Here is a 12674-nt window from a genome sequence, read left to right on the forward strand (position 1 = left end):
CGCCAACTCAGAAGGGGCACTCGTGAGCAAGAAGCCTGGCATGAACAGCATCGGTACCGAGTACAGAGAGAGGCGCATCATCATCACCATCCGCCGGGAGCGCGGCCGACGAAGCTTTCAACTGCTCGTCGATGACCACCTTACGTTCGGGATCTCCATCTCCTCGGCCTTCCTCTTCGCCCTTCTCTTCCTGCTCATCGCTGCGGGATATCACTGGCTGGCACGGTAGCGCCCCCCTCTGGCCATGTGGCCGGTAGGATCCCTGCAGTCTGCTGCATGCCGACCGAAATTATCGATGGATCCGGGTGAAATCGCCAGTAGTCGCACGTATCGTTGGGGCATGACTCTGGAAGATTCGAGCACGCCCGCCGGGAAGAAGACCCGGGTCAAGATGTGGGTCGAGTATCCAGCCGGCACGCGGCTCTCTAAGTCACAAACTCCCGGTGGGTACAGCTCGCTTGCGCGCGATGTTGAGACGAACGACCTCGAAACACACGCCACACTGTTTCCCATCGATGATGACGAGGATGGAGCCGGTTCGATACCGGATCCACCGCCGGTCTTCGTCTACGTCACCAACGAGGGCGCGTCGGATTCGCAGAACAGCGAGCCGGTGAAGCTTGAGGAGATCATCGAACTTCTGGACCGTCTCTACGCCTTCGCCAAGTGGGTGGAGAGGAACGCACCCAAGGCCAGGGTCTGGTGGAATCAACAGGCACTCCCTGTCGTAAAGTCGACATGGGACAGGGTCACCAAAGCCCGCAAGGACGACAGCCGATCCGCAGCCGCGACTGTGGACGCCGCGGCCGAAGCCCTGGCCGAAGAACATCGAGTCGACATGAGCAGCACAGAAGCACGAGAGCGCTTTGTTGCAGCCCTGGCGGCCAGGCTGTTCAGCGACGAGCAGTTGAGGGTGCTGCGCAAAGCCCGGATCAAGGATGACGCCGCCTCCCTCGAACTGAGCGGCGCAACGAACGGGCAGGCTCTTGAGCAGCTTCGAGACGCCATCAGATTGATGGTTGAGACTTATCCGGAAGTTCTCAGCGAAGAGGTGCCGCCGGAGGGGGCAAAGAGTCGACACTCTCTCCTGCGCCTGGGCAGGAAGGGCTGAACACGCCAGGTGTCCCGGCGGTGCGCGTCTCAACGCAACCGCCGGGACGACGCGGCTCAGTCCCTGGCCGCAAACCGGACGAAGCGCGACCACTCCTCACGCCCGAGGACGAAGTGAGGACGCGTCACGTCCTTCGAGTCCCGTACGTGGACAGCTCCCTCCGTGAGGGCCACCTCCACGCAGTCGTCGCCCTGTGCGCTGCTGTAGCTGGACTTGAACCAACCGAGTTCGGACGTGTTCATAGCGCTCCTCTGATCCGCATCAGCAGGCTCATGGAGTCCTTCGGGGAAAGTGCCTGCGAGCGCAGTCTTGCATAGCGCATGTGGATGCGGCTCACCTCTTTCGGGCCAGCGATCAGGCGGCCGTTCTCCTGGCCTTCGGAGTACGCCCGCCAGCGGCCGTCCGGCATCTCCAGCAGTCGTACAGGCCCCGAAAGGCATGCATGCTGCTCGCTGTTCGCAGGCATGACCTGGACGGTGACATTGCGCAGCAGGCTGAGCTCAAGGATGAGGTCGAGTTGCTCTGCAGTGACTTGCATCCCTCCCAAGCGGCGCATGAGCACAGCTTCTTCGAGGACGAAGTCGAACGTCGTGTTGGGCCGTTCGCGGAGTAGTTGCTGACGCTCCATGCGCACCTGCACGGTGGTCTCCAGGGCATCGTCCGACAGGGGCGGGATCTCGTTCTCGCAGAGCGCCCGTACGTACCCCTCCGACTGCAGCAACCCAGGAACCAGTCGGCACTCGTACGTGCAGAGGCTCACCGCCGTACGCTCCAGCCTCGCCCACTGCCGGAACCAGGCCGCCAGCCCCGCCTCCCCCCGCGTCAGAAACCGCGCCGAGTGCCGCAGCGCCCCCGTGTTCCCCAACGCTTCCTCCGCCCGCTCCACGAACGACGCGTCCGGCATCCGCCGCCCCAACTCCACCGACTCCACCGTGTGTTTGGAGAACCGGACCAGCTCCCCGAACTGCACCCGGCTCAGCCCCGCGTGCTCACGCAGCGCCTGCACGACGGCCCCGAACGTCCGCAGACTGTCCGACGGATCCGGCTCCCGCTCGCACTCCCCGCCCGGCGCCGCCGGTTCCACGTGATCGGTCGTCATGCGCGGCCCACCTCCAGGTACTCACACGCCAGGTCCTCTCCCTGAGAACGCCAGAGTGACCGGAACGAATTCGCACAGCCCACCGAACGTGCCCGTACGCTGACGCAGCGTACGGGGTGGGCGGATCCAGAGGGCGTGCCACACGTTCTTCCAGGGCGAGGCTCGATACGGGCGTTCTCAGGTCGGCAGTCGCCAGCGAGGGCCCTCCGGGGCGCCCAGCCAGACGACCTGATCCCACTCGGTGACGGTCATGCCGAACGCGGTCTGGTCGGGCGAGCCCGCCTTCTGCCACGTGTCGAGCGCGTCCTCGACCTGGTCCCACAGGCGCAGGGGCCCGTCCTGGTGAACCCTCCAACCGCCGGCGCCGTCCGGCTCGGTCCATGCCTGCGAGCCGGTCGCCGCGTCGACCAGGGCGACGCCCTCCGCGAGGCGTACCAACTCGGCGGACGGCGCACCGAGCTGCGCGACGAAGAGCCCGGTCCAGTCGTCCAGCAGATCCGGGCTCAGCCGCGCTTCCCGCGTGCTGCCCGGGTGTGCGTAGAAGGTGGGGCGAGGCGGTCGTTCGTGCGGCCGGGCGAGCATGTACGACACCGGGTCGGCGGCGAAGCGGCCGTGTGCGACGCCCTCCTCGTCGAGGACGAGCCGGATCAGGCCCGAGCCCAGCATCCAGCCGCTGATCGTCGTGGTGATGCCGCCCCCGTCACGGAGCTGCCACAGCCACGACGGAGGGACGGTGCGCACGGCGCACGTCGCGATCACCGTGTCGTAGTCGGCGCCGTCCTGGTGGCCGCGCAGGCCGTCGCCGACGACCAGGTGCGGGGAGCAGCCGGCGGCTCGGAGGTGCTGTGCGGCGGCGGCCGCCACCTTCTCGTCGTACTCGACGGAGTACACGCTCTCGTCCCCGAGCCGGTGGCAGAGCACGGCGGTGGAGTAGCCCGTCCCCGTGCCGATCTCGAGGACCCTGTGGCCGTCGCGGACGTCGGCGAGTTCGAGCATCCGCGTGACGAGCGACGGAAGCGTGCCGGAGGAGGTCGGCCGTCCTGCCACGGGGGCCGTGGCTTCCCGGGCGCCGATGCCGTCGACCTGTGTCACCCAGGTGGTGTCCGAGTGGACCATCCGGAGCCACTCGTCGTCATCGAGTTGCTCGCGGCGTACGGGTTCCCACCGGGTGCCGTGGGGACGGAACACGGCGTCGCCCAGGAACAGTTCGCGGGGCACGGCCTCGACGGCGGCGCGCCATGCCGGATCGGTGAGCAGGCCCCGTGCGGCGAGTTCGCGGGCGAGGTCCTGGCGGAGGAGTGCAGTGTTGGTCATCGGCTGTCCCGGTCGGGGTACTGGAGTCGGTCGGCGAGGGCGGCGGTGATCCGGTCGGTGACGGGATCGGGGAACCATGCGAACTGCCCGTTCGGATTGCACTCGTACCAGTGCCACCGTCCGGCGGCGTCGAGTCCGAAGTCGAAGGCGCCGTAGGTCAGGCCGAACGCGGCGAGGTAGTCGTGCACGCCCTTCGCCACGTCGGGCGGCGGGTCGACGAGGCGGTAGTCGAGGTCGTCGTAGGAGCGGCGCCAGTCCAGTCCCGGTGCCCCGTCGATCCGCACGGCGAACAGCCGGTTCCCCACCGCGGTGAGCCGGATGTCCGCGACCTTGTCCACACGGCTCTGGAACAGGTGCATCGTGTGGCCGACACCGGCGTCGAGCTCGGCCGCGGCGACTTCTTCGACCCACACCGTCAGGCCTCGGCCGTCCCGATCGGTGTACTCGCTGTTGTACAGCGGCTTGTAGACGGCCGGGCCGTGGTCGCGGAGGAACCGCCGGGCCCGCTCCGTGTCGTTGGTGAGGAGCGTCGGCGGCACGCGCAGCCCGCACCGCGCCGCGGTCGTGAGCTGGGCCGGCTTGTACTCGGCGGCCCGGTTGCGCCACGGGTGGTTGACGTACTGCGCTCCCGGCAGGGCCGCCAGGATCCCGCCGAGGCCGTGGCGTGCCTGCTGTGCGCACCAGTCGGCATCCGGTCCGTCCAGTCCTTCGGGAGCGGAGCAGGGGCGCGGGCGGCGCCAGTACACGGATCGGACCGTGTCCAGCGCCAGCTCCCGGGTCTCCGTCCGCACCTCACCTGTGAGCCGCGCACCTTCCGCGCGCGCTGCCACCCGGACCGTCTCCGGGAAGTCGCCCGGGTCGAGCCGGACGACCGGCACCGAACGCCGACCCAGTTCCCCGATGACGACGTCCGCCGTCGCGTCGTCCAGCCGCGTGACGACGAGAACCGGTGTTGCCCCGCTCAATCGCTGTCTCCGGACTGGTCGCTTCCCTCGTCCGTGGTGCCGTCCAGGGAGGTCTTCGTCTTCGTCTCCTTGCAGGTCTCGCTGCGCTTGTGCCGGTCCAGTTCCGGGACGTCCAGGCCGTCGGGTCCGACCCACCGCCCGACTTGGCGGTCCGCGTCGAGCACGACCGTCGCCGCGGTCAGTACGGCCGCTGCGGGAAACGGCTTCATCCGGGTCAGGCCCCACGGCCTCGTGGTCGGCGTCGTCATCGGGCACCTCTTTCTCGTCGACACTGCGGCGACCGCACCGGACACAGCCGCGTGCCTGCGGGCCATGTCCCCGTGATCGTCGGCACCCAGCGTGAGCGACGCGGATCCGAGCCGTCCACCGAACGTACCCGTACGCTGACGCGGCGTACGGGGCGAGCCGGTTCAAGAAGCACGGCGCTCGCTCCTTCTGGAGGCAGTCGAACTCCTTGTGACCGGCGGGCTTGGGGGCTATCCGCAGGTCCTCCGACATCGCCGCGCCGCAGTCGAGTGAAGCCCCTCAGGGTCTCCCCACCGGACGAGCTGGTCCTCCTCGGTGACGGTCATGCGTGTACGACGCCGGGTCGGCCGTGAAGCGGCCTCGTGCGATGCCCTCCTCGTCGAAAACGAGCCGGATCAGGCCCTGGCTGAGCATCCTCACCAACGGCCATCTACAACTGCCGTAGCTGACAGAGAGGGCACCGGCGTCGTCGACAGCCTTGGTGCCGGCGAGCGGAAGGGCCTCAGCCCGTGTAGTTGCTGTTTCTGACAGAGTGAGACGCACACAGATCACTGCTGCCGGAAAGGCCTCTTTTGATGTCCGAGCCCGTGCGGGATGCTTCCTTCGATCACTTCGGTGCGGACGGTATGCGGCAATTCCACATCCCCGGGGCGTTCGGTATCCGGCTGCCCCCCACCGCCCGTGAACACCTGGAAGGCACAGGCGTACCACTGAACGTGGCGCCTTACTTCCAAGCGGCCACGCCGGCCGACGGTGCGACACTCGGGCTCCTTGCCGGCCATCAGGGCCTTCCACACCCGCCGGCACAGATGGCCGATTGGCTGCGGATCGGTACCGACGGGCTGGCCCACCTGTGTGTGCGCCCTGACGGCGCCGTCCAGGCGGTCTTCCTCAGCGACCACGGCGAGGATGACATGCTGGTGTCATCGAGCGTTGCCAGATTCACCTCGGCGCTCACTGTGTTGGACCGGAGGCTGCCGGTGATCGCGGCATCGACGGGACTGTCCGTCGCGGCGGCCGCCTTCCGTGAACTCAACGCCGAACTGCGACGGATTGACGAGACGGCGTTCCAGGAGCGCGAGAGCTGGTGGCCCCGGGTCCTCGACGACGTGCGGCACACCCTGAACTTCCCGTTCTCCTCTGCCTTCGAGTACCTCGACGACCTCGGTAACAAGCAGATCGTCACCGAGGCGACCGGCCCGGGGCGCGGTCATCCGGAGGAACTGCTCTGGCAGCGGCTGCAGTCCCAGGGCGTCTCGTCCACCCAGGTGCGTCGTGTGTACTGCGAACTCGAGCCATGCATGATGCCCGGCCACTACTGCGCGGTCTGGCTGCGCAGCACCTTCCCCCAGGCCGAGTTCACCCACAGCTTCGACTACGGATCCGACGCTGCCTCCCGAGAAGAGGGTCTGAAAGAGCTGCTCACTCACGCGGCCAGGCAGGCCCGCTCGTGACGAGCCTGCGGTGGGGGAGGCCCTCCGCCGGGAGAGAACCGGCAGCCGCTGCCCTGCTGGCATGGCTGGCCGATCCGGCTGCCCCCCGCATGTGCCTGGTCACAGGCAGCACAGGCTGCGGAAAATCAGCTCTGCTTGCCTGGCTGGTGGCTCACGGCGCGCGCTCCGGAACGCCTCAGGAACGCCGCATACACGCGGTCGCACCCCTGCAGGGCCTCGGCGTACGGGGTGCGGTGTGGACCCTGGCCAACCAACTCGGTGTGGTCGCCCGAACCCCCGCCGAACTGACAGCTGCTCTGGCCGCCGACCGCCGACCGATCACCATCGTGCTGCCCGACCTGCAGGACGCCGCGGACGCACTGGTGCTCGCCGATATGGCCGCCGCCCTCTCACGCTTCGAGCACGTCCGTGTCATCGTCGAAGCCACCGCCTCAAGCCTCGCGGCCGTGCGCCTGGAAGATCAGGTACCGGCGGTCATGAACCTCGACCACGACCAGTGGACCGATCCTGAGCGGCTCGCCGCCTGGCAGACGGCACTCAACGAGTCCGTACCCATGCGCACACCGCCCGCCGAGCACGCAGTCAGCCTGGACGACCCCGAGGACGTCTGCGCCGCCGACCCCATCACGATCACCGCCCGCTACGAGAGCAGCAACGACGAGCACGGAGGACTGCGTACCGCCTGGCTGCGCGCAGGTCAGTCCGTCCTTCGCGAACCACGGCCACCAGCACGGGCACTGGCCGTTCTCTCGGCACTCGGCGACAGCGCCGACCCACGCCTGAAACAGCACCTGACAGTACTTGCCGCCGACACCGACTGGAGCCTGGTCTGGAACCGGGTGAGCGGTGATATCCGCCCGCCCTGGCCTGGTCCCGCTCTCGCCCTCGCCACTGGACACGAGGTGCTGGCGGGCACCGTACTCGCCGCAGACCACCAAGGCGTCGTACGGATCATCAGCGCAGACAGCGCCCGCGCTTCAGGCCGTCTTCCCCGCCCCTTCGCCCCGATACGAGCACTGGCGGCGCTGCCGGACGGAACCGTGCTTGCGCTGGACATACAAGGACGCCTCACCTGTCAGCACAGCCTCGCAGTACGCAAACCCTCCGGCATCAGCGCCCTCCTCGACGACGGCCCCACCCCTGTCCAGCAGCTCATCGACATCATGAGCAACCACCTGGCGCAGGCCCCAGGGCGCGCGCTCTCCGCCACTTCCCACCTGCTGGCGGTCGCCGACGACGCCGGCGCCGTCCACGCCGCCACCCTGCATCAGCCAACAGACCAGCCACAGACAGCCACGCTCCATGAAGGCCCCGTCACCGCACTCGCCGCCCTGGACCTCGATGTTTCAGAAGACGGCACACCTGTCTCCCTGCTGTACAGCGGCGGCGCGGACGGACACGTCCGTGCCTGGTCACCAAGCCGCGCAGCCCTTGCACCCCCCGTGATGCAACGGCCAATTCCCGTCACGGCCTTGGCAGCCATGCACACCGAAGACGGGCCGGCGCTCGCTGTCGGGTGGGGGGACGGCCTCGTCGAACACCACACCTGGAACCGGGGCACTACACGCGTCTACCACCCCGGCCCGCCCGTTCGTTCACTCACAGCAACTGCGAACGGAGACCTCGTCGTCGGCTGCGACGACATGCTCGTCTGCCTACGCCCTCGCTGACACCAGCGCAGGACCGGGTTTGTTCGACTTCGGCTTGACTGCTTCTCACTTCCTGTCAAAACTTGCCCGGTTGGTGACCGATCCGGGGGGAACGACACGTGGGGAAGAAGCTGCCCGACGAACTCGTCGAGGTCCTCGACCTCGTCGGCGTCCAATGGCCCGACATCGACGAAGACGAGGTCCGCGACAGCGCCAAGGACTACCGTCACCTGGCCGAAGGCCTCCGCGACGTCATCGCCGAGGGCAACAAGGCCTGTTCCCACATCGTCGCCGGACGCAGCAAGGGCAAGACCGTCGATGCCATCGACCGCCGATGGGGCAAACTCACCACCAAGGACCTCACCACCTTCATCAAGGCCCTCGACGACCTCGCCGAGGCCCTCGACGACTGCGCCGGCTTCATCGAAGGCTGCAAGATCGCCTGCATCGCCAAACTCTCCGCCACCGCAGCCACCGCCACCGCCGGCGTCATCGGCATGTTCTTCACCGCCGGCCTCAGCGGCCTGCTCAGCGCCGCAGCCATCGCCGCCTGCCGCTTCGCCCTGCACGAGGCCATCGACTACGCCATCGACCAGATCACCTCAGTCGTCACCGACAAGATCGAGGCAAAGATTCTCGACAAGATCGAAGACCTCTTCACCGACCGACTCGACGCACACGACGACAACGACCTCTCCCACTACGCCCCCGGCAGCGCAGACATGGCCTACGACCTGGTCATCGAGTTCGACGAGTTCGAGAAGGCCTCCGGCGGCTACGGCGAGACCAAGCGCAACTTCGACGACAAGAAGAAGACCCACAGAACCGGAAGCGCCAAACGGCGCAGCTCCGTCAAGCAAGACAGCCGCTTCCACAAACTGGCCACCGCCATGGACAAGGCCGAAGACGTCGTCGACAAGAAAATCGACGAGACCATCGACGTCCTGGAAAAACACGGCGGCAAGATCGACGACAGCAAGAAGGAACACAAGAAGACCGACCAGAAGGTCAAAGACGACATCGACAGTTGCGATGACATACGCACATACCTGCTCAGCACCGACGGTGCCGTCCAACGCCTGGACCCCGACGGTCAACTCCGCAGCCTCGACAGCACAGACAAAGACCGCCTGGACGGCATCCTCGACAACGGCAAAGCCTGGCGTCCCCAAACACGGCGAGACCAAGCCGACACAGCCGTACCCAACACCCACACCGGGAAAGTCAGCTCCACCAAGGTCGACCCCTACTCCGACGAACTCGGCCAAGCCACCCAACTCGCCCGCTACGCCCGTAACGAATACAGCGGAAACAATTACGCCGCCGGGCGCTACATCGACCCCGACGGCAAAGGAGAAAGCATACTCGTCGGCTACAGCGAGAAGAGCATGCACTCCGAAAGATCGATCGGCTATCCGCTCCTGCACAACGGAAAACAGTCAGGCCTCAAAGAGGTCTTCACCGAACGTGAGCCCTGCCAGCTCAAACCCAGCTGCGACCGCTGGCTCGACCGCCACTTCCCACAGGCCAAAACCGTCCACCACACCAACACTTACGACCAGACCGTCCCACGCCACCAACGTGACAAAGAGCACCAGCAATACATGGACGAGCTCCGCAAGGCACACGGCCGCTAACATTGACTCCTCACCCCAGCCGCGCAACACCCAAAAGGTCCCCGCATGAGCTTCGCTATCACGCCGGCCGAACTCCTCAACACCTTCGGTCTGACCGGCGTCGTGTACTTCCCCCGCTACGAATCTCCCGACAACCAACTCGATACCCGAACCGCGGACTTCCTCAGCCAGGTCGGCCTCCCACACGACGAGACATTCAAGTCCAAGGCGAGCATTGGTCAGGAAGAGTCGATCCTCCTGACCGAATGGTTCACCCCTGACGACGGAACCCTTCCTGAGGAATGTCACCCTTGGCTCGTCCTCGGCTACTTCGCAGCCTCCGTCATTGCCCTCGACCCCCACACCGGAAAGGTGTACGCCTTCGGCGAGGGGGAACCCCTAAACACCTACACCCAGCTCCATCGAGATGTCGAATCCCTCGTCCACGCCCTGAACCTCTTCAAGGAATTCGAGGAACACCAACGCGACGACCAGGCCGACATCGACGAGCAGGTGGAGGACCTGCGCGCACGCATTCACGCCTTTGACGCGACTCCCTTCGAGGACGACCAGTCCCAATGGAACCTCATCCTCGACGAGGTCATCGAAGGTGTCTGGTGAGCGAACCGCCCAGGCCCCGCTGGTGGCGCCAAGGACAGTGATCAAGGAAAGTCAAGCTCCCGACTTCGCACGGCGAACAGCCGGTTCCCACTGCGGTGAGCCGTACGTCCACGGCCTTGTCCACGCGGCTCTGGAACAGGTGCATCGCGTGGCCGACACCGGCGTCGAGGTCGGCCACGGCGACTTCTTCCACCCACACCGTCAGGCATTGGCGCCGTCCCGGCCGGTGCAGTCGCCGCTGTACAGCGGCTTGCAGACGGCCGGGCCCTGGTCGCAGAGGAACTGCCATGCCCGCTCGGCGTCGTTGGTGAGGAGCGTCGGCGGCACGCGCAGCCCGCACCGCGCCGCGGCCGTGAGCTGGGCCGGCTTGTACTCGGCGGCCCGGTTGCGCCCGGGTGGTTGACGTGGTTCGCTCCCGGCAGGGCGGTCAGGATTCCGCCGAGGCCATGACGCGCCTGCCGTGTGCGCCGCAGCCGCACGATGTCACTGCGCCACCGCTCGACCCACTCGTCGAGCAGCCCTTCACGAACGCCGTACGTACGCAACCGCGTGGTCCTGGGCATGCGGCGCACTCTCCTGTCGAGCCCGGCAACCGACCGCCACGGGCCGCGTGTTGCCCGGCAGGACGACGCTCGTCACGACCGCGCCCGGCCGGCCACGCGCACCGCCTCCAGTCACCTTCGATCCGCACCCAACGTGACCGTCCGTCCCGCGCACCTTCCACAGCAAGCGTCCGTACGGTGACGCAACGTACGGGCCACACCCCTGGAACGCGCCCCCGCGCACCCGCCACCGTGGTCCCATGAGCACAACCACCCCCCAGCTCCCCGCCGCCGCGCGGTCGTTCACGCAGCAGTTGCCGTCCACCCGGCGCGGTGCCCGCCTCGCCCGTCTACTCACGTACGAGCAGCTGCGGACCTGGCAGGTGTCACCCGGCGTCACCGACCGCGCGGAGCAGATCGTCGCGGAGCTGGCCGCCAACGCGGCGCTGCACGGCCGGGTCCAGGGCCGCGACTTCCGCCTCACCCTCACCCACGATCCGGCCGCCGGCGTCCTGCGCATCGCGGTCACCGACGCCCGCGGGGACCGGCTCCCCTCCCCCGTGACGGACGTCGTCACGCCGCCGGACGAGGAGTCGGGTCGCGGCCTGCTCATCGTCACCGCCCTGGCCGACCACTGGGGCACGGAACCGTATCCGCCCGGCGGCAAGACCGTGTGGGCCGAGTGCGCGTGCTGAGCGCCGTCATGTTCACCGATGCACTCGATGGGGTGAGGCCGCCGTCGTTCGGGTCTCCCCTCAGGAACGTGAGCGGTATGGTCGATGGTATGGCAACCAAGAAGTACACCGTCACACTCCCCGAGGAGCTTGCCGAGGCCATCCGGGCCGAAGTGGGCCCCGGCGGGTTCAGCCGCTATGTCACGCAGGCCATAGAGCGTCGGCGGGAGCAGGACCGGCTCGGGGAAGCGGTCGCTTGGTGGGAGGAGGAGTACGGCGAGGCCACCGAGGCCGAGCTGGCGGAGGCGGAGGCGGAGCGCAGGGAGATCGAGCGCCGGCACGCCGAGCTGGCTCGCGCACAGCGGGTGGCCTCCGGTGAGCCGATCGAGGCCACGCCGGAAGAACAGCGCCGGGCGGCAGCATGACGGGGGACCCGGTATACCTTCTGGACTGCGAAGGTCTGTCCCGCTGGGTACGGGGCGAGCGTCGGACAGGCATCCGCATCAAGGACGCCCACCGGCTCGGCATCCGTGTCATGACCACCTCGATGACGTTGATCGAGGCGTACGACGTACGGACCTATATCCCGGCCTGGCACTGGGCTCTCTCCCGTGTCCACGTCGAACCGGTGACCGAGGACATCGCCGAGGACGCGATCGGGCTGCTCAAGGAAGCCGGCCTGCACGGCCACAAGTACGCCATCGACGCGGCCCTGGCCGCCGTCGCTCTGCGACAGCCGGGGCCGGTCACGGTCTTCACCTCCGACGAGGACGACCTGCGCAAGCTGTGCGGGGACCGTGTGGTCGTCATGGGCCTGTGACCGGCCTGTCCGTCGCTTCCACCCCGAGGGGGCGAAAGCGGCGAGCAGGGCACGGGCCGCTGAGCTCCGTATCCGGCGCGACATCACACGTCGAGCGCCACGCCTGCCGTGGCAGCGGTTCCAGGCGTCGAAGAGCTGGGCCACCACGTGGCAGTGTGATGACGCCCGCGTGTGGATTCAGGGCGAGAATCCGGTCGAGGTGGAGTTCACCCTGTGGTTCCAGGAGGTCGAGGACGACAGGCCGGACCCGGACGCCTACCTGGACGACCTCTGTGCCGTCGCCGTCGCGAAGATCCCGGAGGTCGCGGCACAGCTCCGGTCCGGAATCCTCGGGGAGCGACTGGAGGAACCGGAGGGCGAGGTCACGGACGCGGACTCCTACATCGAGCACCGTGCATGGATGGTCACCGGCAAAGAACTCCTCGTGGGCGTGAAACAGGACGACACCGATACTCCGGTGCAACTCGTCGTGGTGCTTCGTGAGCCCGGTGCGGATGATGAGGCGTACGACGACTGGTTGTGATGCGGGCGCGCGGTCCGGGGACCGGGCCAGCGAGGTGTGA

General features: G+C 67.4%; 16 protein-coding genes. 10 read left to right on the forward strand and 6 right to left on the reverse strand.

Annotated elements, in window-relative coordinates; genetic code table 11:
- Window positions 1-22 precede the first annotated feature (22 nt).
- Together ACTWJ9_RS03145 and ACTWJ9_RS03150 are read left to right on the forward strand one after the other, a co-directional pair.
- Window positions 23-229, forward strand: a complete 207-nt coding sequence (locus ACTWJ9_RS03145; protein WP_443295151.1) for a hypothetical protein — start codon at window positions 23-25, stop codon at window positions 227-229.
- Window positions 230-340: 111 nt separating this feature from the next.
- Window positions 341-1111, forward strand: a complete 771-nt coding sequence (locus ACTWJ9_RS03150) for a hypothetical protein (RefSeq protein ID WP_443295152.1) — start codon at window positions 341-343, stop codon at window positions 1109-1111.
- 56 nt (window positions 1112-1167) lie between these two features.
- Here the strand turns inward: ACTWJ9_RS03150 and ACTWJ9_RS03155 are convergent, their stop codons facing one another.
- From ACTWJ9_RS03155 to tgmA, 5 genes are all read right to left on the reverse strand, one after another.
- Window positions 1168-1353: a DUF397 domain-containing protein gene (locus tag ACTWJ9_RS03155; protein ID WP_443295153.1), complete on the reverse strand. Its 186-nt coding sequence runs from the start codon at window positions 1351-1353 to the stop codon at window positions 1168-1170.
- Window positions 1350-2210, reverse strand: coding sequence for a helix-turn-helix domain-containing protein (locus ACTWJ9_RS03160; RefSeq protein ID WP_443295154.1), 861 nt, complete (start codon window positions 2208-2210; stop codon window positions 1350-1352). The genes ACTWJ9_RS03155 and ACTWJ9_RS03160 overlap by 4 nt, the downstream gene beginning before the upstream one ends.
- 177 nt (window positions 2211-2387) lie before the next feature.
- On the reverse strand, window positions 2388-3524 hold the full coding sequence (gene tgmC, locus ACTWJ9_RS03165) for an ATP-grasp peptide maturase system methyltransferase (protein ID WP_443295155.1): 1137 nt from the start codon (window positions 3522-3524) through the stop codon (window positions 2388-2390).
- On the reverse strand, window positions 3521-4489 hold the full coding sequence (gene tgmB / locus ACTWJ9_RS03170) for an ATP-grasp ribosomal peptide maturase (RefSeq protein WP_443295156.1): 969 nt from the start codon (window positions 4487-4489) through the stop codon (window positions 3521-3523). The genes tgmC and tgmB overlap by 4 nt, the downstream gene beginning before the upstream one ends.
- Window positions 4486-4737, reverse strand: a complete 252-nt coding sequence (gene tgmA, locus ACTWJ9_RS03175; protein ID WP_384204738.1) for a putative ATP-grasp-modified RiPP — start codon at window positions 4735-4737, stop codon at window positions 4486-4488. Before tgmA ends, tgmB begins: the two co-directional genes overlap by 4 nt.
- 573 nt (window positions 4738-5310) lie before the next feature.
- Between tgmA and ACTWJ9_RS03180 the strand changes: the two genes are divergently transcribed.
- From ACTWJ9_RS03180 to ACTWJ9_RS03195, 4 genes are all read left to right on the forward strand, one after another.
- Complete coding sequence (locus tag ACTWJ9_RS03180) at window positions 5311-6189, forward strand: nucleic acid/nucleotide deaminase domain-containing protein (RefSeq protein WP_443295157.1); 879 nt, start codon at window positions 5311-5313, stop codon at window positions 6187-6189.
- A gap of 146 nt (window positions 6190-6335) precedes the next feature.
- The gene (locus ACTWJ9_RS03185) at window positions 6336-7859 is read left to right on the forward strand and encodes a WD40 repeat domain-containing protein (protein ID WP_443295158.1); all 1524 of its coding nucleotides are present in this window, start codon (window positions 6336-6338) and stop codon (window positions 7857-7859) included.
- Between the two features lie 98 nt (window positions 7860-7957).
- A complete protein-coding gene (locus tag ACTWJ9_RS03190) occupies window positions 7958-9475 on the forward strand; it encodes a nucleic acid/nucleotide deaminase domain-containing protein (protein WP_443295159.1) in 1518 nt (505 codons plus the stop codon).
- Window positions 9476-9520: 45 nt separating this feature from the next.
- Window positions 9521-10075 (forward strand): SUKH-4 family immunity protein, encoded by a 555-nt coding sequence (locus ACTWJ9_RS03195; protein ID WP_387034578.1) that lies wholly within the window; start codon window positions 9521-9523, stop codon window positions 10073-10075.
- Between the two features lie 201 nt (window positions 10076-10276).
- Here the strand turns inward: ACTWJ9_RS03195 and ACTWJ9_RS03200 are convergent, their stop codons facing one another.
- Complete coding sequence (locus tag ACTWJ9_RS03200; RefSeq protein WP_443295160.1) at window positions 10277-10402, reverse strand: hypothetical protein; 126 nt, start codon at window positions 10400-10402, stop codon at window positions 10277-10279.
- 475 nt (window positions 10403-10877) lie between these two features.
- On the opposite strand from ACTWJ9_RS03200, the gene ACTWJ9_RS03205 reads away from it, so the two are divergent.
- From ACTWJ9_RS03205 to ACTWJ9_RS03220, 4 genes are all read left to right on the forward strand, one after another.
- The gene (locus ACTWJ9_RS03205) at window positions 10878-11312 is read left to right on the forward strand and encodes an ATP-binding protein (protein WP_387034582.1); all 435 of its coding nucleotides are present in this window, start codon (window positions 10878-10880) and stop codon (window positions 11310-11312) included.
- A gap of 89 nt (window positions 11313-11401) precedes the next feature.
- Window positions 11402-11716: a hypothetical protein gene (locus ACTWJ9_RS03210; RefSeq protein WP_387034584.1), complete on the forward strand. Its 315-nt coding sequence runs from the start codon at window positions 11402-11404 to the stop codon at window positions 11714-11716.
- Entirely contained in the window at window positions 11713-12111 is a 399-nt protein-coding gene (locus ACTWJ9_RS03215) for a hypothetical protein (RefSeq protein ID WP_387034586.1), read from the forward strand. The genes ACTWJ9_RS03210 and ACTWJ9_RS03215 overlap by 4 nt, the downstream gene beginning before the upstream one ends.
- Window positions 12112-12280: 169 nt before the next feature.
- The gene (locus tag ACTWJ9_RS03220) at window positions 12281-12634 is read left to right on the forward strand and encodes a hypothetical protein (protein WP_387034588.1); all 354 of its coding nucleotides are present in this window, start codon (window positions 12281-12283) and stop codon (window positions 12632-12634) included.
- The last annotated feature ends 40 nt before the right edge of the window (window positions 12635-12674 follow it).

Source organism: Streptomyces sp. GDS52 (assembly GCF_052246875.1).
In the GTDB taxonomy this organism is placed as follows: Bacteria; Actinomycetota; Actinomycetes; order Streptomycetales; family Streptomycetaceae; genus Streptomyces; species Streptomyces cathayae.

Excerpts from the sequence above, each read along its gene's own strand:
- tgmA (WP_384204738.1), bottom strand. The coding sequence starts at position 4,737 with ATGACGACGCCGACCACGAGGCCGTGGGGCCTGACCCGGATGAAGCCG.
- ACTWJ9_RS03210 (WP_387034584.1), top strand. The coding sequence starts at position 11,402 with ATGGCAACCAAGAAGTACACCGTCACACTCCCCGAGGAGCTTGCCGAG.
- ACTWJ9_RS03215 (WP_387034586.1), top strand. The coding sequence starts at position 11,713 with ATGACGGGGGACCCGGTATACCTTCTGGACTGCGAAGGTCTGTCCCGC.
- ACTWJ9_RS03160 (WP_443295154.1), bottom strand. The coding sequence starts at position 2,210 with ATGACGACCGATCACGTGGAACCGGCGGCGCCGGGCGGGGAGTGCGAG.
- ACTWJ9_RS03155 (WP_443295153.1), bottom strand. The coding sequence starts at position 1,353 with ATGAACACGTCCGAACTCGGTTGGTTCAAGTCCAGCTACAGCAGCGCA.
- ACTWJ9_RS03195 (WP_387034578.1), top strand. The coding sequence starts at position 9,521 with ATGAGCTTCGCTATCACGCCGGCCGAACTCCTCAACACCTTCGGTCTG.
- ACTWJ9_RS03180 (WP_443295157.1), top strand. The coding sequence starts at position 5,311 with ATGTCCGAGCCCGTGCGGGATGCTTCCTTCGATCACTTCGGTGCGGAC.
- ACTWJ9_RS03150 (WP_443295152.1), top strand. The coding sequence starts at position 341 with ATGACTCTGGAAGATTCGAGCACGCCCGCCGGGAAGAAGACCCGGGTC.
- tgmC (WP_443295155.1), bottom strand. The coding sequence starts at position 3,524 with ATGACCAACACTGCACTCCTCCGCCAGGACCTCGCCCGCGAACTCGCC.
- ACTWJ9_RS03205 (WP_387034582.1), top strand. The coding sequence starts at position 10,878 with ATGAGCACAACCACCCCCCAGCTCCCCGCCGCCGCGCGGTCGTTCACG.